The sequence below is a fragment of the Sporomusa sp. genome (genome assembly GCF_035561155.1).
Lineage (GTDB): Bacteria > Bacillota > Negativicutes > Sporomusales > Sporomusaceae > Sporomusa.
This window is the reverse complement of sequence record NZ_DATMYD010000153.1, coordinates 65,972-88,969: the sequence shown is the minus strand read 5'-3', so window position 1 is coordinate 88,969 and position 22,998 is coordinate 65,972. Positions and strand designations below refer to the sequence as shown.

The 22,998-nt window shown below is 45.0% G+C and carries 16 protein-coding genes; 3 read left to right on the top strand and 13 right to left on the bottom strand.

Annotation, left to right across the window (positions count from 1 at the left end):
* Positions 1 to 25: 25 nt before the first annotated feature.
* From VN447_RS20750 to VN447_RS20725, 6 genes are all read right to left on the bottom strand, one after another.
* Positions 26 to 1,372 (bottom strand): purine/pyrimidine permease, encoded by a 1,347-nt coding sequence (locus VN447_RS20750; protein WP_325527895.1) that lies wholly within the window; start codon positions 1,370 to 1,372, stop codon positions 26 to 28.
* 33 nt (positions 1,373 to 1,405) lie between these two features.
* On the bottom strand, positions 1,406 to 2,032 hold the full coding sequence (gene mobA, locus VN447_RS20745) for a molybdenum cofactor guanylyltransferase (protein WP_325527893.1): 627 nt from the start codon (positions 2,030 to 2,032) through the stop codon (positions 1,406 to 1,408).
* Complete coding sequence (glp, locus tag VN447_RS20740) at positions 2,022 to 3,344, bottom strand: gephyrin-like molybdotransferase Glp (protein WP_325527891.1); 1,323 nt, start codon at positions 3,342 to 3,344, stop codon at positions 2,022 to 2,024. Before glp ends, mobA begins: the two co-directional genes overlap by 11 nt.
* Before the next feature lie 30 nt (positions 3,345 to 3,374).
* The gene (locus VN447_RS20735) at positions 3,375 to 4,397 is read right to left on the bottom strand and encodes a molybdopterin-binding protein (RefSeq protein WP_325527889.1); all 1,023 of its coding nucleotides are present in this window, start codon (positions 4,395 to 4,397) and stop codon (positions 3,375 to 3,377) included.
* Between the two features lie 132 nt (positions 4,398 to 4,529).
* On the bottom strand, positions 4,530 to 5,366 hold the full coding sequence (locus VN447_RS20730) for a 4Fe-4S dicluster domain-containing protein (RefSeq protein WP_325527887.1): 837 nt from the start codon (positions 5,364 to 5,366) through the stop codon (positions 4,530 to 4,532).
* A complete protein-coding gene (locus VN447_RS20725) occupies positions 5,363 to 8,332 on the bottom strand; it encodes a molybdopterin-dependent oxidoreductase (RefSeq protein ID WP_325527885.1) in 2,970 nt (989 codons plus the stop codon). The genes VN447_RS20730 and VN447_RS20725 overlap by 4 nt, the downstream gene beginning before the upstream one ends.
* Before the next feature lie 206 nt (positions 8,333 to 8,538).
* Here VN447_RS20725 and VN447_RS20720 point away from each other — a divergent pair, with 206 nt between their 5' ends.
* On the top strand, positions 8,539 to 9,441 hold the full coding sequence (locus tag VN447_RS20720) for a LysR substrate-binding domain-containing protein (protein ID WP_325527883.1): 903 nt from the start codon (positions 8,539 to 8,541) through the stop codon (positions 9,439 to 9,441).
* Positions 9,442 to 9,554: 113 nt separating this feature from the next.
* Here the strand turns inward: VN447_RS20720 and VN447_RS20715 are convergent, their stop codons facing one another.
* The 4 genes from VN447_RS20715 to VN447_RS20700 all read right to left on the bottom strand — a co-directional run bounded on the left by VN447_RS20715 (position 9,555) and on the right by VN447_RS20700 (position 15,613).
* Complete coding sequence (locus tag VN447_RS20715) at positions 9,555 to 10,904, bottom strand: S-layer homology domain-containing protein (RefSeq protein ID WP_325527881.1); 1,350 nt, start codon at positions 10,902 to 10,904, stop codon at positions 9,555 to 9,557.
* A gap of 335 nt (positions 10,905 to 11,239) precedes the next feature.
* Complete coding sequence (locus VN447_RS20710; RefSeq protein ID WP_325527880.1) at positions 11,240 to 12,715, bottom strand: sodium:solute symporter family protein; 1,476 nt, start codon at positions 12,713 to 12,715, stop codon at positions 11,240 to 11,242.
* A 543-nt stretch (positions 12,716 to 13,258) separates the two neighbouring features.
* Entirely contained in the window at positions 13,259 to 14,398 is a 1,140-nt protein-coding gene (locus tag VN447_RS20705) for a uroporphyrinogen decarboxylase family protein (protein ID WP_325527878.1), read from the bottom strand.
* A gap of 108 nt (positions 14,399 to 14,506) precedes the next feature.
* Complete coding sequence (locus VN447_RS20700) at positions 14,507 to 15,613, bottom strand: uroporphyrinogen decarboxylase family protein (protein ID WP_325527876.1); 1,107 nt, start codon at positions 15,611 to 15,613, stop codon at positions 14,507 to 14,509.
* Positions 15,614 to 15,991: 378 nt separating this feature from the next.
* Here VN447_RS20700 and VN447_RS20695 point away from each other — a divergent pair, with 378 nt between their 5' ends.
* Entirely contained in the window at positions 15,992 to 16,933 is a 942-nt protein-coding gene (locus tag VN447_RS20695; protein WP_325527875.1) for a LysR family transcriptional regulator, read from the top strand.
* 170 nt (positions 16,934 to 17,103) lie between these two features.
* Here VN447_RS20695 and VN447_RS20690 read toward each other — a convergent pair whose 3' ends face one another.
* Positions 17,104 to 18,240 (bottom strand): uroporphyrinogen decarboxylase family protein, encoded by a 1,137-nt coding sequence (locus VN447_RS20690; RefSeq protein WP_325527873.1) that lies wholly within the window; start codon positions 18,238 to 18,240, stop codon positions 17,104 to 17,106.
* Between the two features lie 146 nt (positions 18,241 to 18,386).
* On the opposite strand from VN447_RS20690, the gene VN447_RS20685 reads away from it, so the two are divergent.
* On the top strand, positions 18,387 to 19,283 hold the full coding sequence (locus VN447_RS20685; RefSeq protein ID WP_325527871.1) for a LysR family transcriptional regulator: 897 nt from the start codon (positions 18,387 to 18,389) through the stop codon (positions 19,281 to 19,283).
* A 33-nt stretch (positions 19,284 to 19,316) separates the two neighbouring features.
* Here VN447_RS20685 and VN447_RS20680 read toward each other — a convergent pair whose 3' ends face one another.
* Both VN447_RS20680 and VN447_RS20675 read right to left on the bottom strand, forming a co-directional pair.
* Positions 19,317 to 20,831: an NADH-ubiquinone oxidoreductase-F iron-sulfur binding region domain-containing protein gene (locus VN447_RS20680; protein WP_325527869.1), complete on the bottom strand. Its 1,515-nt coding sequence runs from the start codon at positions 20,829 to 20,831 to the stop codon at positions 19,317 to 19,319.
* 44 nt (positions 20,832 to 20,875) lie between these two features.
* Entirely contained in the window at positions 20,876 to 22,990 is a 2,115-nt protein-coding gene (locus VN447_RS20675) for an FAD-dependent oxidoreductase (RefSeq protein ID WP_325527867.1), read from the bottom strand.
* Positions 22,991 to 22,998 lie beyond the last annotated feature (8 nt).

The window sequence follows — 22,998 nt, the reverse complement described above, 5'->3', positions numbered from 1 at the left end:
TGCTCATTGCTGACACCTGTGTTTTCTAATCCATCAGTTTATCATTTAGCAAAATCTGCTCAAGAACAATACATATGATTATGCCATCCACCATACCGTTGAGCAGCATATAGCGAAACAGCGGCGGTAAATTATTAAACACTTCCTGCGGCAAAAACATTACCCCGACACCTACCATTAGCGCTATCCCCAATATATACATTTCCCGGTTAGTTAAATTGACCTTAGAGAACTCCTTGATCCCCATCCCTAGAATCAGGCAGAAAACAACAAACATCACCGAATTGCCAACAGCAGGCGGTATGGCGGCAAAAAATATGCCAACCTGCGGAAAAATACCTAAGATAGTTATTAACGAAGCGCCTACAATAAAAGGTTTTCTTGATGCCACGCCAGTCATCGACGTAAACCCGATCGCCGACGCATAAGGTATAAACCCAATGACCGCCCCGAGGCCAGCAAAAATATCTGACACGCCGGTAAAAATTGCTCCTCGATTGAACATCGCTGGTTTAACCGGTTCTCCGGTCACCGCACTCATCCCTAAAATACTAGCAATTAAGTTGGAAAAAAGTAATAAAGCAGCAAAAACACAGGCAAGAACAACCCCGATATCAAAGGTCGGCGTACCCCACGCAAATACTTCAGGCGTAGTTGGCAATTGAGTGCTATATTGGTTTATTTGCGGCGAGATACCAAGGATGAGAGCTGTAATCCAGCCAAAGCCGACGCCTACGAGAACGGCTATACTCTGGAAAAATCCCTTGCCTTTTAAAGTAATCCACATGATCAGCCCGGTTGTAATGACAAAGGCTAGCAAACTATTAAAATCCACCATATGATTGGTGCTGTTTAATCCCAGCATGCCTTTTATCATGGCCGGACTAAGCTGCAGACACATCAGAACCAGAAACACGCCATTTACCATGGGGCTAAAAACCTTGACAACCATCCCCGCCATGCCGGTTAATCCAATGAAGATGCATACAATCCCGGCGATAATAAAGCCCATTTCAATATCGGTTCGCAGCACATCCAGACCTTTTCCCAGACTTGGTGCCGAAGTAGCCAATGTGATTAGTACACCGTACCACAAACCTGCCGGCCCTTCCATAATAGGAAATCGATGACCCCATAACGACTGAAATATGGATACGATTCCGCAGAGAATAAAAGTCCGCTGTACCAAGCTAGCTAAACCCAACTGGTCAAGCCCCAGGTATCCACCCACAATGGCTGGCAGAATAGCAGCATTAGCCAAAAAATATGTCAAATGCTGCACACTATAAGAAATCAGCTCCTTCAGGGGAAGGTTATCATTTAAACCATATCTCATCCCTAACTGCTGCGGCAACTTGCTTTCTTGGCTCATACTGTACTATTTCCTTCCTATATATATAGCGGTTTAAACTCTCTTTCTGCCACCACCTTTTCTTTGGACCAGCAGCTTACTGAGATCTTCGGGCGTATTCAGGTTAAAAAACACTTCTTCCAGGCCATCGATAGGTATAAGCTCCTGTTCGCTGATTGGCCGAACCCTTACCTGCGAATAAAACTTAATTATCTTCCTAACACCCTCTTCTAGGCAATGTTGTATTGCTGGTATGCAATTACGAGAGTATACAGCACATAGCGGCTCCCAATACCCGCCAATATAGGGAGCTATTACATCATAACCAGCCCGCTGCTCAAGCAGATATGAAGCCAGCTGCCCGGAAAACAGCGGCATATCACAGGACACTACAAAAGCGTGCTGATAAGTCATCTTCAGTAACCCTGCGTGCAAGCCCCCCAGCGGCCCTGTACCTGGATAGGTATCGACCACTTCGGTGATTCCAGGTATGTTGTATTTTGCTGTATCGTTGCTAGCAATAATTATTTCGTCGGTGACGTTCTGCATTTTCCTAATTACCCGCTCAATTAGCGTCTCATTGCTTAATACCAGTAACGATTTATCCCGCCCCATGCGCGTACTGCGACCTCCGGCCAAAACTATACCGCTAACTTCCAGGGCTGACCGTTTATCTATCATTTTCCGCAATCGCTCTTGTAAATTTTGATCTGCCTAATACATTTCTGGCGTTTGATCCTTTAATTATTGCTTCTTCACTGAGAATTTCGGCACTACTGTCTAGAATTAAAGCTACGCCATGTTCTCCTGCAGTCAGCGGACCACTCCCTGCGTTGACATCAATGAGCGCATTGCAATCAATCATTGACTTGAGCGCCCCGTTTCCTTGTTCACCGGTCAGTTTAGCATAGACTGTTCTATTTTTTCTATATAATTGTGCACGTAAGAACCTTCGCTGCGGGCTCGATTTATAAAAGCCGTTTGCAAGTACCACAGGTACTGTAAGCGGCAGATGCCGATCTTGTCCCAGCATCTTTTTAATCAACGGTACAACTACCAAATCAAAGGTTATCAGTGCGGCTGCGGGGTTGCCTGAAAGACCAATAATCAACTTATTATTATGGACGGCGGCTACTACTGGCGAACCTGGTTTCATCTCTATCTTCCAAAAGAGCAGGTCTGCCGATAACTCTTTTAGCGCATCTGGCACAGCGTCATAATCACCTACCGACACGCCCCCGGTAGTAATAACAATGTCTGCCAGCCCTAATGCATGAGAAATTTTTTCAGCGATTAGCTGCTTGTTGTCAGGTACAATGCCCATAGGCAAAGGCTCGGCCCCGAGCGCTATACAGGATGCACATAAGCTATGCATATTACTGTTATATATTTTCCCTGGATGTAACGCTTCTGACGGGTCAATCACTTCATCACCTGTACTCAAAATCGCTACTTTGGGCTTTCTGACAACCGGGACCTCGGCAAAGCCCTGAGCTGCTAATACTCCTACCAAGGGGGGCGTCAGCCTACTGCCCTGTTTAGCAATTATTTCACCTTTGACCACATCTTCTCCAGTTAACACAATATTGCTGCCAGCTTTTAACTTGTGAAATAATCTTACCGTATTTTGCTCCCATTCTACATCCTCATATTTGATTACTACATCTGCGCCTTCAGGTATAGGAGCACCAGTCATTATTTTAATTGCTGTTCCAGCAGTTACTTTTTGACGCGGCATGTAACCTGCCGGTACCTCTTCAATAACAGCAAGCGATACAGGGCTCAAAGTGTCAGCTTCTGCGGTGTCTCTCGCCTGCAACGCATAGCCATCTAGCGGGGATCTGTTAAAGGGTGGCAAATCAGTCTTAGCCTGAATATCCTGGCTAAGAATCCGCCCAACTGCCTCAAATAAAGTTACACAACTCGTTTGCAATGAATGGACTTTCTCTAATAATATCTGCTGCGCTTCCTCTAATAGAATTCCTGTTCTCATCTTGTCCCCACGCCTTTCTTACTAATTCCGCTACGCGCCAGTGCCGAAAGAACAGGCCGGATAGTGGCAAACCTCGCATTTGAGACACAAACCACCCATGCCTAACTTTACTATCATTGACCGGTCAATAACCTCTCCTGCCAGCACCTGTGGCAAGATTAAATCAAAAACGGTAACACTGTTATACATTACACACCCAGGAAGTCCTAAAACCGGCACCTTGCCCAGATAAGCAACCATAAACATTGAACCTGGCAATACCGGCGCACCATAAGATATTATTTTCGCTCCGGCTTTTTTAATGCCGCTTGGAGTTACATCATCAGGGTCAACGGACATACCACCGGTTGTTAATATCAGTTCAGCGCCATGGTTAATTAGAGTATTAGCCGCTCGCGCTATTAATTCGACATCATCGGGGACTATGATTTGCTCAATAACCTTACAGCCATATGCTTCGGCTTTCGCTGTAACTACCGGGCCAAATTTATCTTGAATCCGTCCGTGATAAACCTCACTGCCTGTAGTAATTATACCCACCTTGCAGGAGTTAAAGGTCTTAACCGAAATGATGTTAGTTTCACAACCAATATCTTCTACCAATTTTATTTTACGTTCATCAATCACTAACGGTACCACCCGCACACCGGCAATAACTTCACCTTTTTTTACCGGGCGTTTATTGCTGCGGGTTGCAACTACTATTTCTTCGATCATGTTAATTTTCAGTAAGCAATCTTCATCTATCATGCAAATACCATCAGTTGCTGCTACCAGATTAACTTTACCTTCATTAGGTGCAGTAAGCATAAGTCCTAATCCTTGTATTGCCCGGGCAATACGTAGTCCAGCCTCATTTTCATGCACAAAACCTTTTTTAAATTCCCATACGTAAATATGTTCTTTTCCTAGTTTTAAAAGTTCAGGAATATCATCTTTGGTAACAATATGCCCTTTTTTAAAGGCTGTTCCTTTAAATTCTCCCGGAACAATTTTTGTTATATCATGACATAATATATTGCCAACAGACTCTTCTACTCTTATTGCTTGCATATGTTATACTCCTTTTATCATCAAACAAACTTACGACAAAATTGCCACGTCGTACCTCTCACAATGACGCTGGAGAGAAAAACCGTCTCCCCAACGGTCATTGCTAGCGACAGCGTGGCAATCTTCCCCGTTTTACAAGCAGACAGTTCCGATATTCTGGCTCGTAGTAACTTCAACAAAGGCCATTGCTTTCTGATAACCGGTCATCTCAATCTCGATAGTATAATTACCGCTGTTTTCAGGCAGGTTGTCGATCTTGAAATCGCCGAAGTTATCGGTAACGGCCTCGGCTAATTTTTCCTGGCCTCGAAGCAGAGTAACTTTAGCACCTTCGGCGCAATCAATAACACCGCTCTTATTTACCGCCACGCTGCCGGCAACAAAGCATTTATTAAACCGGTACAGGTTCTTGTAATATACGCTAGGACACGTGTTATACTCCGGCTGCAAAACCTCAAAATTCTCTGCCTGGCAGATACGGCTCATTTCGGCATCTTCCACATATTCCACCTTGAGAGCGCCAGTAGGACAGGCTTGCACACAACGCGGCTTTTTCCAGCCTTGATCAAGAAGGTGGGCGCAGAAAGTGCACTTTTGCGGAACATCATGTTCTTCGTTCCACCAGATAGCTTGGTAGGGACAGGCTTTCACCAATTCTTTCTGGCCTTTAGCTTTATTAGGGTCAATGACAACAACGCCGTCAGGACGCTTGGCAATACTGCCGCGTGATACTTTAATGCAGGGAGCATCCTCACAGTGCATACAGGTAGTCGGCCTGTATGCCACATCGACGAGCGGGTATTGCCCCCGTTCTGTGCGCATGATATTTATCCAGCGATGCCCATGTCTGGGCTGGGGCCGGCTATATCCCGGCCAATCATTATCAACATGCTCATCTTTGCAGGATAAGAAACAATTATTGCAGTCTACACACTTTTCAACATCAATAATTAGGTGCCACTTTTTCACGAAACACTCTCCTCTCCGCCCCATTTGCCAATTTCAACAAGACAGGAATTAGCCGCCATGGCGTGGGACTTTTTAATCATCATCCGGCTTGGTGTCAACAGGTTGATACATCCACCAAGATCTGGGGATTTACCGGGCTCTCCTGCCGGCTTATAGACTGCCGAAGATTCGTACGAATGTACTGTTCCCGGTGGAATGCGCTCGGTCAATTGTGCTGCGCAAACAACGGCACCACGATCATTGAATACCTTAACCAAATCGTTTTCCTTGATCCCACGGGCTGCGGCATCACTGGAATTGATTCTCACAATCCAATAATAATGCCCATTGATCAGCACCCGATGGTCCTTAATATCGTTAATGGTGCTGTCTTTACCGTCACTTTGCGTATGGAAGGTGAATTTTGGGTGAGGTGAAATCAGTTGCAGCGGGTACTTTGCAAACAACTCAGGTGAATGAGGACCTTCCCAAGCGGGGTTATATTTCATAATTGGCGGCCGTTCGGGATCATTCGCGTCAAAGCGTTTTAGGCTGGAAGATTCAAACTCGATTTTTCCTGACTGTGTCTGCAGCCCCATACGGTATTCACCTGTATAGTCGGCCGGAGCGGGGAACGGTTCAGGAGTATCTTTCGCGCGGCCTTCAGCATACCAGCGGAAAGACACCGGATCACGGCGATTCTCAGGCAGTGGCGGAATAACATAATAGCCTTTTTTGAGGAACTTCTTCCAGGAGAGACGGTTTGGCAGGTCGGTGCCGTCAAATAAGCGCTTGCACCATTCCAGTTCGCTAGAACCTTCTGAGTAAACTGAACCCAGCCCCAACCGTTTGGAGAGTTCCAGGAAGATTTCAATATCAGATTTTGATTCACCCAGCGGCTCAATACATTTATGTTGCAGCACTGCCACCCGGTGGTTAACTTGCGTAAACGAGTGATAAATGTAACCGCCGCAGTTAGCAAATTCGCTGATATCCCAACGCTCGAAATTGGTGCAGGCCGGCAGGATAACATCGGCAAACTGGGCTTCTCCTTCAAACCAAATCGACTGATTGACAACGCACTCAAGACCATCTGACCGGTACATATTTACATAGCGGTTCGTATCAACCATTGTGCCGATATGTGAGCCGCCATATTTATAGTACATTTTTACCGGGGAATGACCAGGAGACGGGTATTTGAACGGGAAGAACTGGCCTTCGATCGTTTTGGCGTCAGCAGACCAGCCTTCGCAGTGGCCTTCCATAATAGCTTCAGGTATCTTGAGGCGCGGCACCCCTTGGTTAACTGTATTCATGGTCACGATATTGGGCATCCGTTGATATAAGTTAAGGAAGTTGCCTGTACCAAAAATATCGCCGGAAAAACCGCCCTCGGCGTATCCTGGGAAGTAGAAGCGTGTGTCAACAGGTGTTCCTTGTTGCATGCCGCCCATATTGACGCCCGGCTTGCCCAGTCCCTGCATGGCCATCAGACATACCATGCCTCTGGCCCAGTCTGTTCCATTTGCTGTACGGCAAGCACCGCCAAAACCGATGATACCACCAGCAGCCAGATAGGTTTTCTTACTGCCCCATTCCCGCGCAAGTGCTCTGATGTCTTTGGCGGGGATGCCTGTCTCCTTCTCCTGCCATTCCGGTGTTTTAGCCACACCGTCTTCTTTACCCAGAACATAGTCATGCCATTTTTCAAAACCTGTTGTACGCTCAGCCACATAGTCCTTATCATAGAGGTTCTCGGTCATCCAAACATACGCTATAGCCAATACCATGGCGCTGTCGGTTCCCGGCTTAGGTGCCAGCCATTTACCGCCAAGCAAACCGGCAGTATGGTTGTAATACGGATCAATATGTACAATCTTGATGCCAAGGTCTTTCAGCCACTGCCGGCGTACAGTTCCTTCCTGGGCACCATACACACCGCTGGTAGATTCCGGGTCACTCGACCAGAAGACAACCATTTCGCAGTTTTGGAGACAATCTTCCACCAGATTGTAGGTTTCAGAGCCACCGTTGCGGGCGCTTTGTCCCCAGTGGTGAGTTGCCCCCCAGAACCAGCCTTCCCAGCTATCAGGATTATGCACAACTGGTGTCCAGCCGATGGCATTGAAAAATCTCAATCTAGCGCTCAGCCAATAACCTAGCGCCCCCCAGGTATGGTGGGAACCGCTGCCGTTCATAATGGCTCCAGGGCCATGATCCTTTTTTACCCGCTTAATTTCGTTAACCACAATATCAAGCGCTTCATCCCAGCTAATCCGCTCATAGCCGGATATCCCCCGGTTTTGCGGGTTTCTTTCGCCATTCGGATCAAAATCTACCCTCTTCATAGGGTAGAGCAGACGGTTAGGCGAATAAATCATGGATTTCCAAGCTAACGTATGCGGGTTAACGGTAGTTTTCTTGGGCGGTGAAAAAGTTTTACCTCTGGCTTTGACGACCCAGGGGTCGGCGTCCTCTTCATCGAAATCTATAGGGGTAATACGGATGATTTTGCCGTCTTTTACATAAACGAAGACCGGCCCACCGTTGGTATTGCTGGTGTAACGCTTGACACCGTTCCCCACGTCAACACCATATTCCGGGTCAACATTCATTGTCATATTCAAGGTCTCAGCAAACCAGAGTGTCAGTTCGTCCGGCCCTTGCATGTCAATCTGAAAATGTTTGGCCGCACTGATAAATTCCAGCTGAGTCTTTGTCGGGCTCATCAGCCTTACAGCAGTCTCTGCATCTTCGAATATCATAGCAACATCTGGTTTGTCATATATACCTGCTTTGGAAGAAACCTTGCCATCTTTGAAAATGAAATATCTGCCTTGAGAATTATCCCGCAGTTTAATTTGGGCAATCAGATTTTTTTCTTTCAGCCGCTTGGCGAATGTGTTAGTTCGTATTGCTGTCATCTTCAGGATTTTTTCTAATCCAAAAAGAATAACAGAAAATTGCGTACTTTCAAATGCCATATTATTCTTCTCCTTTCAAAATAACTTCCATTATTGCAACCTAATCATACTGCAATCAGCTTTTTATGGGAAATACCGTGTATGTCTAAGCTTATGACAAAAAAGTATTACGGTCTGTGTGCCCGCATATTTTTGCATAAAAGTACTTTCCCTTGGCACACAATCATTTTATACTATTGTTATAGTGTAATTCCGAGGGAGGTACCATGGAAATCCAGTTGTTACGCGAATTCATATGCCTCGCAGAACATTTAAACTTTAGTACAGCTGCCAAGCAGCTTTTCATCGCCCAGCCTGTTCTTAGTAGACACATCGCTGATTTAGAATATGCCCTTGGAGTGCAGTTGTTTGCTCGAAATAAACAAAGTGTTCATCTAACGCCGATCGGCGCAGTGGTGCTTGCCGAAACTAAAGCTATTCTTACTCACTACGATGAAGGCATCCAAAAAATCCGGCTTGCAGTTGCCGGGTTCGCTGGTCAACTAAAGATCGGTTTTTTGGGAGCACCTGTTAAAAACTTTTTTCCAGCACTAATCTCGCGCTTTCGAAGCACTTATCCCAATGTCGATCTTCAATTAAACCAGTTGAATTTGGGAGCACTTGCCAACGCTCTGAAACGCGGGGATATCGATATTTGCTTTACTCTATCTTTTGATTTATCAAATATGACCGGACTTTGCTGGAAGACCATTTATTCTGATTCGCTTGCCGTTGTCCTACGGCACGACCATCCTGCTGCCAACAATCCTAAGATCATGCTGTCGGCACTGTCCCAGGAGAACTTCATCTTTCTGGCACCTGAGGAATCTCCCAGTCTTCATAATCAGATTATGGCTCTTTGCACAGCCAATGGTTTCTCACCTAACATCGCCAAGCTTTCGGCTTTTCCTGAGAACGCCTTACTTATGGTCGAATCAGCAATCGGAGTCGCTATTTTACCACGTCATATTAAGGTATATGCAAGCCCCGAACTGCGGTTTATAGATATCGCTGGTGGCGGCGCTGGGTTTGACGTGGTTGTCGCCTGGGGAGAGGTACATTCCAATCCTGCTGTTCCTTTATTTCTTCAGGAGCTTGAAAGCATACAACTAAATAACAGCATCCGCTAACCTATCTCTAATACATAATAAATTATCCCGTGTTCATCGTGACCACGGGATAATTTTATTTACAATATGCTCTGCTAGCATCCTGGAAACGAGGTCAATATTATGAAATCCGGTTAGAATATATAGGTGACTTGAGCAGTAAAGAAGCTTTGATCAGCATTAGTGGCCAATGACTGCGCCGAAGCTTTCACCCGGTCCAATTTGTCATAGCGCATGTTGAAGAAAGTGCGCTTGGCAATGGTAGTCTCAAAACCGTATTCAAGGCCTTTAATGTTGTCCGCAATACCACCCAAAGCCACAGTAGTATAGTTCAAAGGCGCATTCCAGGCAAACGGCGAAGCAAACGCCAGGGCGTCAAAACCGGGTTCTGCGTACTTATACTGGATAGAATATCCGGTTGACCCCACAACGAACGGATTGGCGCCTTTATATTTGGCCCTGGCAAAGTATGCTTTTGGTGCAGTACTACCGTTGGCTGATTTTGCAAAGGAAGCAGTATTCCTACCCCACTCACCGTCAAGTACAACATCAGAAATCCCTTTGTATTTCAGACCAATCGCCGCCGAATTGTACATTTCCTTGTGCTTGTCCCAATTAAACGACAACGCCATGTCCGTATCCTGTCCCAGGCTGAATTTTGCATCGCCGAGATTATACGTCCGGTGGGGGAAGATGCCGCTAGGATTGGCAGTAGTTATCTGCGAACGATCCCCTAACCTGGCAGAATAGAAGTTCACTTTGACAGCGTTGCCGAAAGAGAGCTTCCCGCCGTCCATGTAGGGGGCACCGCCAATCGTGCCGAAACCGAGGCGGGGGAAGAACCGGCCCAGGCCCACCTCAGCGTTTGCACCTATTTTCTTATTAAAGTTCGCTTCCCAGGCCTGCAATGAGGTAACATTGGTTTTGCCACCTAGGGTCTCCACGCCGAGAATACCATGGAAGTAGGTATCGCCATCAAACTGATTGGCAATATTCAGCCAGAGCAAGGTACGGGAAGCGCTCTTATCATCCGCTCTGCCCGCAGCGCCCGGCGCCGCAAGTCCTAAATCTTCCGCGATCAGCCGGGGATTCTTAGTGTATTCATAACGATACTGCGCAAAGCCGTCGATTGTGAGCGGACCTTGTTTCTTTTCCACGGTATCGACGCGTTTGCCGAGTGCCTTGAGTTCATCAGAAAATTCAGCAGACAGCTTGACAATTAGCACTTTGTTCTCAGCAGTAGCCTTATCCGTTTTTGTCATTGCGTTCGCTACGATTTCAGCCATTTGATACCGGGTCAGTGTCCGCTCGCCCTGGAATGACCCTTCATAACCACTGACAATACCCGCTTGGGCTAATTTGCTCACGGCATCATACGCCCAGTGTTTTGCCGGAACATCACTAAATTGATCACTCGCGGCCAAAGCTATGTTGGCAAAACAAAGCGTTGCCGATGCTACCACTACAATTAGACCTTTTTTCATTAGTCTCCCACCTTTTACAGTTTCTCTGTATTATGTAGATTATTAATACACTTTTGGATTTCTCAAGATCAGTACATCACATAGGCCTTAATTCTTTTTTAAAGATCGATAGGCAGTTATTGCCCCAAATACTAACATCATTACAACAATTGAGGCCATCCAGCTAGTCTCCAGCAACGGACCGCTATTCATAATGAACCCTCCCTATTTTCGATTTTGGTACAAAACGACACATTGCCCGACAAAGCAAACAAAAATCATAACTCCCATATTGGCAAGGAACAAGTCCCAGAAAAGCATTCAAATTCCTCCCCTAAAAAATCTCGTAACTCTCATCACGCCTGAGCTGCCTCAGCCTTTTCTTGCGTCAAAACAGCTTCAGATACTCTAAATATCCCGGGTTTTCCTTCACACAAGGCGGTCATCAGAGCACCAACAACAATAGACACACTCAAGGTCGCATACACATTTGCAGTTGTCAGCATTTCAAGGCCAATAGCAGCAGGTAAACTGGTAAATGACCACAGCATATTAACGATCCAGGCAGCGACCATTGTGGTAATGGCTGCTGTAGTCGACCGCTTCCAAAATAGGCCGATCAGGCACATAACCATTATTGGTGCAGGCCAGGAGAAGAGCCAGTTTATCGCAGTCACAATCGGCGGCAGTATTGGCGCCACAACGGTCGCAAGTATACAGAAGACGATGATGGTGATACGGGCTACCCGATTCTCTTCTGTCGGGGACATACATTTATTACTGGTATAAGCATATATGTCTTTGGTGAAAAGTGTCGAAGTTACCAAAGCGATGATGGAGAAACCGGACAACATCGAGCCGAAGAAGGCAGCCAAAACCAAAGCAATTGCGAAGTTCGGCAAATACTCTAGTAACATCGATATTGCCGCCATTTTGGGTCCAAGTGCGTGAAATTCCGGAATGCTCTTAGCAGCCAAACCCATGGAGATAGTAAACACGGCCAGCATGCCGTTTACGATAACAGCCATCCACATAGAATTGGCCACAACGCGGTCATTTTTAGCAGCCATACAGGGTTGCATGAGCTGCTGACCAAGGCTATGATTGACAAGAATGGCAATAACAGTACTCATACCAAATGAAATAAGGATTTGGGGGGTACCCCAGATACTCAGCATCCATGGCTGCCCCTGGTCAATAAAGTACTGGGACACTCCCGCCCAGCCATGCGGCAGCCTGTTCGTCAGCAGAATCGTGGCCACAGCAAGACCAACATATTTAATAATCGCATTTATGATATTTAACCAGACAACTTGGTTTAATCCAGACAGACATACATACAAAACCCCTAGAACAGCTCCCAGGTATACACCTTGTTCGACCGTAACTCCAGTCATCAAGGCAAATGATATTCCCATCCCCTGTAGTTCCAGTGTCATTACTGCCCAAATGATTGGGATCATGACTGACGGCAGAATCAGCCGCATTTTTTCGCCAAATAACATATGCATCAGTTCAGGCATTGACGATACATTAAGCCGCCTAACCCATCTGCCAGTAAATACGCAAACGACGACCAGCAAAATGGAACAGCCAAAACCAAACCATAAGCTTGCCGCGCCCATAAACCATGCCATTTCAAACATTCCATAAATATGCGGTGTACCCAGAATACTTAAAGCCAATGTTATAGATAACAGCTGCCAATTGAGGCTTCGGCCTGCCAGCAAAAAGCCATCTTGTTTATTCTGTTGCCTGTTCAAGTACCAGCCAACTGCGATTATGCATAAAAATTCAAATGCTAAAACCGCGATTAAAATTCCGAGCTTCATTATTTGTCCTCCTTAATACACATCCGTTTCCCGCTTTTTACTCAAAACCGAATAATGAGAATGATTTCTATCACTCCAGAAACTGTCTACCGCTCCTTTCTTATGAGTTACACCCTTCCTGCCTTTTTCTCAATATTCTGTTATATTAAGAAAAAGGCAAATATCATCCATTTCGCCCATTTAGCACCAACCGGCAAATGTATGATGTAAATCTATTTTTATAATAAACTGAAATCTATTTTTATGGAAATTCACGTTACTCATTGCAGCAATAACAGAAAACAATACCTCGCTTCCCTACTTCCAGTAACTCCTTTCGATGATCATAACCTCCGGTTTATTAATCTGGAAGTTGATGAAGCACAGTTTCTTAATACACGTATGTAATATGCTGAAAAAATAATAAGATTGAAAAACCACCATAACCAATGGTCTTCTAATCTTATTTCTTCCGTGACAGGTACAGAAATAAAACACTATCAAGCCGTTCCTTCAGTAGCAGCAGCCTTCAGGATATATATCCTGAAGGCTTAATCTCAATGATTAGTTATAGCGTCCGTACTTCTCCACCGCATCAAAGTAAGCTTTCATATTTTCGTGTTTCGCGTTCATCGGGACACAGCAACCTGAGGAATAAATGAAACCGCCGCCTTTCCCGACAACAGTCATCAATTTTTTAGCATACTCATCGACATCAGTAACCGATCCTATTGTCAACAAGGCAGCAGGCATATCTCCCATGATGGCACAATGTCCGTCCAATATTTCTTTTGCCCTAAAAATATCAGTATCACCATCGAGCTGTAAAACGAATTTTTTGGCTGGCAACTCTAAGAAATACTCCAAATTTTTAGTCCAATCTGAATCACAATGCAATATAGGAATAATATTTTTTTCGGCCAAACCATTGACAAGGCGTTTCATAATAGGTAATAGTAACTTCTCAAATTTTTTCAGAGAGAGCCATTGAGCACTGCTGCGAGAATCACCTATAAAAGTACGTCTGATACCAATCTGATCTGCTTGGGCCGCAAGTATTGCAATCATACCATCGGTAGTAACTTCCATTGCTTGGTATACTTTATCCGGAACTCTAAAAATGTCTTTAAAGTAACATTCCATAGAACGGGTCATTGATAAAACATCTGGTGCTGATCCACCCAAGATTCCCCAAGTCGAACTTTGCCCCCGTCGCTGTGTACGCTGATTTTCATCCACAAGCAATTGGCCTTTTTCACCCATTGCCTGAAACATTTCTGCTTGAGTTGTGCCAAAAGCAACCTCATTAAATTTTGTTACATATGCCAATAAGCCTTTTTCAATAAGCAAATCATAATCTGCCTGAGTTGTAATCTCAACTTCGTGCATTTGGAAGGAGGCATTGTCAGGCAGCTCGGCCCCAGGCATCTTGGTCCTCATGAGTCCCACTTTTTTCATCAGCGGGGCATAACGCTCACACATAATAAATGGATTGCTATCCCAGATCGGGAAGGCCTCATGAACCTTATCTATGGCATTCATACATTTTTCCCAATCCCACATAAACTCTTTGTTAGTAATTCCTGCAAATTGACCGGCATACTGGTCAATCATCGGCGCACATACTACTCGATCTACTGGTTCAAGGTTAATAGTAGCTACCAGTCTTTCTTCTGGAGTCATTATGTCTTTTTTAGCTGTCATTTCTTCCACCTCATAACAGTTTTTCTTACCCTTTTCAACTAAAATGATATCCTAAAAGCTTATTTTAGGGAAATTCATTATCTTAATTGCAACAATTAGAAAATAAAATCACTTTCCGGTTGCAGCCGAAATCATTGCTTTGACGTTTTCCACTTTAGCGTTTACAGGAACAGCGCATCCTGAAGCAAGGATAAATCCTGACCCCATATCCTTGATCAATTTTGTACTATAATTATATACATCATCAGGAGTACCAAGAGTAAACATAGCTGCTGGCACATCGCCCTTAATACACATGCGATTGCCAAGAACCTCTTTTATTTTGTAGATGTCGGTAGCACCATCTGTTTCAAATACACATTTACCTACAGGGAAATCCTTAAAGTACTCTAGATCGCGCTCCCAGTTGGAGTCAATATGGAAGTTAATTACTGCGCCTTCTTCGATAATTACGTCAGCTACCTGTTTTAAGTATTTCCATACGAAACGTTCCCACAGCTTCCGAGAAAAGAACTCACTCGCGCCGCGGGCAGGCGATATGAATACATAGGAAGAATTGGTCGCACGGATCTGCTTACGCATATTTACCAGAACTTCTTGTTGGATTACATCCAAAACAGCCTCGACCTTGTCGGCTCTTTTATATAGATCCTGAATGAACCGGGGCATGGAACGCCCGCCACTGAGAAGCTCATTGACTAGATTGATAACAAGCGGCGAATATACCACATAACCGGCATCTTCGAAATTTTTAACCATTTGCGGGGTATCTGCCAGTTCTTCCATAAGTGAGTCATACTGAACATTTAGCCGGTTGACCACGTAATCCTGCATAAAAGGCGTCCAGCCCTTATTCAAAATGGTATCATAATCCTCTATTGTCATAACTTCTTTTTCATCAAGCTGCCATACCACGTTTTCTGCTAACTCCCGCCCAGGGAGCTTAATATTGGTCATAAAGCCTAAAGGAAAAAGCAATGCGGCCGCAAAGGCCGAATCGAACCCATCAATGTCCCCCAGGTCTTTTATGGATTCCACCATTACCTTGTTCGAGGCTTTTAGACTTGAACAAAAATCAGATAGTTTAACCCCCATATGCGTGGCGCAGAAACCATCAGCCAAGGTTACTACCGGAGTTCGGTCCGTTTTTTCCAGCGCAACCGCTTTTCTTATCCTTTCTTTACGTTCTTGCAGCAACTCTTGCGGTGTTTTCATGATTTGCCCTCCTAAATGTTAAATTAATGATAATATCCCTAGTTCTACCGTCTTTGTACATAGATGCAACAAATTTTTCTCACTGTTTTTTTTCGCTATTTTGGCAATACTAAATTGCTAGAAATATCAAACATTCTGGCTATTTCCAGCAGTCGGCAAAATATATGATTTAAATCCATATTTATAATAGACTGAAATATGTTCTTATGGAAATTCACTTTCCTCATTGCAGCAATAAAAAAAAACAATACCCTTGTGAGGCGTATCTATCCCATGTTCACAGTAATGACCATTGTATACTTATCAGAATTACACTATAATTTAGTTAATTATTTTCGCATATTTTAGTTTATAGGTTTCCAGCTTTAGGAGGAATTTATGGATATTCGGCAATTGGAAATATTCGTTTGTGTCGCGGAGCGGTTAAATTTTACTGAAGCAGCCAAGCACTTGTATCTCACACAATCAGCGGTAAGTTTGCAAATAGCAGATTTAGAAAAGCAACTTGATGTCAAATTATTTGCGAGAAATTCACATTCAGTCCAATTAACAGCCGCCGGTCAAGTTTTTTTTAAGGAAGCTAAGTTCATTATCACCTCTTCAGAAGAAGCAATAAAAAGAACTCGCCACACCGCATCCGGTTTTGCTGGTACTCTGAAAGTTGGCTTTTTGGAATCCCATACTAAACACTTTTTACCCAAATTAGTGAAAGACTTCCGGAGCTCATATCCAAAAATCAAATTATTATTAACCCAATTAAGTTGGGGAGATCTGAATCTTGCCTTAGAACGTAGTGATTTAGATATAGGTCTTACTATGTCAGTGTCTTTACAAAACATTCCAAAAGTGGTCTGGCAAACACTCTACCAGGATGTTGAGTGTTTTGTAATGCCTTATGACCACCCTCTGGCGAATCAACCTCAATTAGATTTAGCCGCCGTAGCCCGGGAACCATTTGTTGTTCTCAATCGTGAAGTCGCCCCCTGCCCCTACGACTTTACGTTACGCTTATGTGCCAATAGGGGATTTACTCCGAACATTGTTGAACGTCCTTTTCTAACGGAGATTCTACTTACGCTTGTTGAGTCTGGCGAAGGAATTGCAATTCTCCCTTACTTTACCACCAAGCCCTATGCTAGTCCTGGTCTCCGTTTTATTAAGCTGGAAGGTGACGATGCGCAGGTTGAAATGGTAGCATCTTGGAAAAAGACAAACAGGAATCCAGCTATACCATTGTTCCTTAACAAAGCTAAGGGTGCCATTCAGTTCTTTCAGAATGGGATGGATCTTCCCCAACCTGCGACAGGGAACGATTCTTAACGGGAGTTTCCCCTAGAGCTAACACCTATGCCATGGGTACATAAAGAATAAACGTCACCCAGAGTCCAGGTGACGTTTTGTTTGTTTATCTATATCTGTTTCATTGTAATCGAGATTTTTCCAAGACTTAGATAACAACGCCAGGGAGAACCATCCATGTCATATTTTTGTTAATTATACCGTCCATACTTTTCTACCGAATTAAACATGGCTTTGACATTTTCATGTTTAGCGTTCATTGGCATGGTACAACCTGGACGCAGAATAAAGCCGCCGTCTTTGCCAATAACCGTGATTAACTTTTTGCAATATTCATCGACCTCATCAGTGGTACCTAAGGAAAGCAGTGCTGCCGGAACGTCGCCGGAGAGACAGGCATGACCGTTTAATATTTCTTTAGCCTTGAAGATGTCGGTTTCACCGTCAAGCTCGAGAACAAACTTCCGTTTGGGCAGCTGGAGGAAATTTTCCAAGTCCCGCCCCCAATCAGTATCCACATGGAAAACTGGGATAATATCATGTTTAATCAAGTTTTCTGCCATATCTTTGACAACCGGCCAGGTAAACCGTTCAAACATCTTCTTATTCAAGAACGAACTCCCCGTCCTGGTAGCGGGAAAAAACACTCGACGAATACCTGATTTTTCCACTTGCCCAAGGATTCTCGGAAAAAATTCCTGATTAAATCTCCACAATATCTCCACTAGTTCGTCGCCCATTTGAAACATATCTTTAATATACTTATCAAATGATCGGGTAATGGCAAATAGCTCATTGCCAGTAGGGGCAGTACCACCATACAGACAGCTCTGGCCACGCGCATAAGCAGCATCACGATCCATCATCTGATACTTACCAGATTCCATAAAGCGTTGGCCAATCTCCGGCGGATCAATGTCATGTAGTTTTTTCAACAATATCCCTATATACGCCTGAATACCCGCAGTTTTAATCAAACGCAGTTCATCCCTGGACATGACTTCTGGTTCAAGAATTTGATACATGGCGTTGTCTTCAAGATCTCTACCTGGGAATTTACAGTTGTTAAATCCAATTTTACTCATCAAAGTGGCATCACCATACTGATAATGGATACCTGCATAGCAGTCCCATTCAGGATAAGTCTCTGCCAACTTAGCGTAACTATCCATGGCTACATCCCAGTTCCACATAAAGTCTTTGTTGGTTACGCCGGCAAATTGCGCTGCATAGTTAACAATCCAGGGCGCACAAACAATACGGTCTACTGGTTCATGATTAATTGTGGCTACAAGCCGTTCTTCCGGAGTCATTACATTTTTACACATAGCTTCCTCCTGTAAACTTATTTTATCTGCTGTAGAAATTTTCTTAAGATTTCCTATAATTATGATAAAATAGAATTAACAACTAGACAAATAGGTATTTCTTCTTGCGCTTATTGGAAAAACCTATCGGAAAACGAGGTGGCCTAATGGAAATCCGACAACTGCGCTACTTTATAGCAGTGGCACAAAGCTTGAGTTTTACCGAAGCAGCCAAGCGGCTATATATAACACAACCTTCATTAAGTCAACAAATTGCAGCCCTCGAAAAAGATATCGGTGTAAAACTTTTTATCCGTAATAAACAGGGTGTTCAACTAACCTCTGCCGGTTCAGCTTTTTTATTGGAAGCTACTGATATTGTCCACAGATCGGAAGAAGCTGTTAAAATTGCCAAGCAAGCCAGTTGCGGTATTATTGGCAAACTAAGAGTTGGGTTTCTCGGACCTGTCCAAGGACACTTTTTAGCAAAACTACTTGCTTGCTTTAGACGAAAGCATCCTGGTATCGAGCTTACCTTTATTCGACTTTCGGTCGGCGGGATCGACCAGGCTCTGCTTGAAAATAATCTAGATATCGGCTTTAGCGTTCTGACCGATATTGATGACCTGCCGGCGTTTTCCTGGAAAAAAATCTCCACTGACATTGTCTCACTCGTGATGCCTAGTGACCATCCACTTTCTTTTGATAAAAATATAGATACAGCCCTCCTAGCGCGTCATCCCTTTGTTTTTTCTGATCGCGAATCAGCTACTCGAGTCTACAATAACTTACAGCGTGTCTGTAAAAATAGAGGGTTTGCCCCAAACATTGTTAGCACCTCCCCTTATATAGAATCAGTCATGCTGTCCATTGAAACGGGAATGGGCCTTTCCGTATATCCCCGCTATGCTGTTGAAAATTATGCCAGCCCCTTACTTCATATTGTCGAGTTTGCTGGCGAAGATGCTTTCGTTGATACGGTGGCGATTTGGAAAAGAACTAACACTAATCCGGCGATCTCAATGTTGCTAGAAGAGTTAGAACTGCAAAAATCAGAACCCTAAGCACTAACCTCTGGCTTAGGGTTCTGATTTTTTTTACCTCTTCTTTTTCCAAGTACCAACAGGGATTGGCTCATCCGGAGTTTTTGGTTTTACGCTACCCGCCTTGGTAACAGCACTGTACTCAGCAGGACATACCTCTTGACACCTACCGCACTTATCGCAATTATCCTGGTCGATAACATGGATAAGCCCCCCTCCACCATCAATGGCTCCCACTGGGCATTCCTGCATGCACACTTGGCAGCCTTGGCATTTATCGCCAAGGATATGATAGGAGATATACTTCTTACAAACCAAAGCCGGACAACGTTTCCGCTTGATATGGGCCTCGTACTCTTCCCTGAAGTGTTTTATTGTCGTCAACACTGGGCTTGGGGCTGTTTTACCATAAGCGCACAGTGAGCCGGCTTTAATACCCTCACCTAGCTCGATAAGCAAGTCGACATCTTCAGGCCTGCCTTTTCCTGCTGTAATGTCTGTCAAAATTTCAAGCATCTGCGTAGTTCCTTCGCGGCATAAAACGCACTTGCCGCATGATGCAGCCTTGGTAATGGCAAGGCACTCTTTGGCAAAGTCAACTATACAGGTATCCTTGTCGGCAACTACAATTCCGCCTGAGCCAATGATTCCGCCCTCAGTTGCCAAACTTTCATAATCTAAAGAAATATCTAACGCGCTATCAGGCAAACAGCCGCCTGAAGGGCCACCAATAAACACGGCCTTAAGTTCTTTATCGCCAGCAACTCCCCCACCAATATCATAAATCACTTGGCGCAGGGTAATACCCATTGGCACTTCCACAATGCCGCTATTTGCCACCTTACCTGCCAGGACAAGCAATTTGGTTCCTCTGCTCTCCTTGCTGCCAATGCCGGCATACCAGTCTGCACCTTTTTGAAAAATGGCAGATACATGGGCCAGCGTCTCGGCATTGTTTATGAGGGTGGGTTTACCCTTCAGACCCGCAACCGCCGGATAAGGCGGACGCAAACTGGGCATAGGCAGCTTGCCTTCCAATTTGCGCAGCATGGCCGTTTCTTCGCCACTTAACAAGTCACAGGCTTCCGCCTTGATCTTAATATGAAAACTTAAACCTGAGTCAAGGATGTTTTCACCCATGAGACCGTTGTCAAGCATTTGTGCAAGCGCCGTCTGCAGCCACTCAATCATTGACTGGCTGGCAGCATTTATATAAATATAACCTCGATTGGCACCAACAGCGTAAGCTCCTATAAGCATTCCTTCCAACACTGCATGGGGATTGCTTTCTAAGAGCCACCGGCCTACAGGTGCTGCCAAGTCACCATCAGCAGCATTGCATATCAAATATTTCTCACTGCCTGACGCCGCTTGGCACATATGCCATTTGGCAGCTGTAAAAAAGCCAGCGCCGCCGCGCCCCCGTAGGCCTGATTTATTAATTTCTTCTATGACCTCTGCCGGGGTCATTTTTAACGCTTTAGCAAGTCCGCTATACCTGGGCTGCCCACTATCTTTTATCATCTTCCATTCAGTTAATGCACTCGGCTGCAATTGTTCAAAAATCATAAGAAGCTTCCTTTCAGAAATCTATATTATTCACCGTACTTCAATTACTTGCGGGGAAACTCTGACCAAAACTTAGGCACGGCAATGTTTAGCCTTAGGTCACACTGGCTGCAGCGTTCAGCTTCTTTGAGGGCTGCCGTTTCTTGATAGCCGTGATCTACTTGGCTAAAACTATTAATTCGCTCCTCTGCCGCTGCACACGAGCCTTCACAACGAGCTTGACAAGCAAAGTTCTCTTGCCGGCCAATCCAAGCAGCCGGTTTCTCGACAGGTGCTAACTGCTCGACAATATTGCCGTCCCCACCAAGGAATTTGTCGATAGCAATAGCGACCTTTCTACCGGCGGCGATAGCCGCAATAACCGAGTCTGTGCCAGTAACAACGTCACCGGCGGCAAATACGCCTTCTCTGCTTGTTGCCAGCGTATTGGGGTCAACCTGCAGAGTATTTCCCCGACCGATAGTCAGACCAAACTGCTCTACATTCTCTGGTCGCTGGCCAACAGCAAAAATCACCGTGTCAGCTGCCAGAATATGCTCTGAACCCTCAGTAACTTTAATTTGAGCCCGTCTATCAACATCAAATTCGAAGGACTCAACATCAAGACATTCTACCCCGGCAACATGTCCTTGGTCGCCGACAATTTTGACAAAAGACTGTGACGGATGAAGAATAATCCCTTCTTCTTGCCCTTGTTCAATCTCTTCCTGACTGGCAGGCATCTTTTCCTTAGATTCAAGACAAGCTAGATGGACTTCAGTAGCCCCTAACCGGCGAGCCACCCGTGCGCAGTCAAAGGCAACATTACCCCCGCCGATGACAACAACCCTATTACCAATCGCAACCTTATTACCTAAGCTTACCTCTCTCAAGAACGCAGCATTTACTAATACCCCTTCAAGGTCAGCGCCGGGAATGGGCAGCATTACTCCCTGGTGGGTGCCAATTGCCACAAGAATGGCATTGTAGCCTTCAGCAAAAAGATCATCCACTGAGTCCACTCGGGTGTTTGTCTTTATTTCCACACCTGCGTTTACAATTTCTTTAACCTCAGCCTCAACAATATCTCTAGGCAGACGGTATTCAGGGATACCTACACGGCATTGGCCGCCGGCATACGGCAAGGCTTCAAATACAGTAACGCCATGACCTTGTTTAGCCAAATAATAGGCTGCCGTTAGTCCAGCTGGGCCTGAACCGATGACTGCTACTCGTTTACCGGTTTCAGCTATTTGTTTAGAGTTCTTCTTCCACTCTTGATCATCATTTTCAGCAGCAAAGCGTTTCAGACGGCAAACTGACACAGACTCATTAAGTTCACTACGGCGACAAGCACTTTCACAGTTATGGTTACAAATGTTACCAAGAATCAATGGAAACGGGACCTTCTCCCTGACAACTGCTGTTGCTGCCGGATAATTTTTTTCGCGCATGTAACGGATAAAGCGGGGTATATCAACATTTGCAGGACATGCACTTCTACAGGGAACAAGGGCTGCTTCGCGGCTTACACCCTCTTTGAAGATTCCCTCTTGGTCTCTAAGTGCGCCGGTAGGACAAACTTCAATACAAGCACCGCAGAATCGGCACCCAGCGTCAGCTAGTGAACGGTCTTCGTCGGTACCAATATGCAGTTCCCCATTATGCTTCTGATAATTTAGCACCTCAGCTCCGCGCAGCTCACGGCAGGCCCGTACACAGCGCCCACAGCGGATACATCGGGTGAAGTCATGTAAAATAAGCGGATTGCTGCTATTCATAGGCACTTCCCGCAGACGTTTTCTTAAGCGGTCAGCACTAATTCCAAGATACTGCACAAGTGACTGAAGCTCACATTTCATATATTTGGGACAGCCTGTGCACTCCGAAGGATGGGACGCCATCATCAATTCCATGGCCAGACGGCGAATCTGGTCAACCTTTGGGGTCTTAGTCTTTACCACCATCCCTGATTCGACTGGTGTCGTACAGGAAGTCGGTGTGTCTTCACAGCCCTCAATCTCAACAACACATAACCTGCAGGCACCTATGGACGGCAGATCTGGGTGATAACAGAGGTGCGGAACATAGATACCTGCATCTAAAGCTGCCTGCAGCACCGACTTCCCTTTGGTGGTCTCAACCTCTTGTCCATCTATATTTACTGTAATTTTTTCCAAGATGTTCT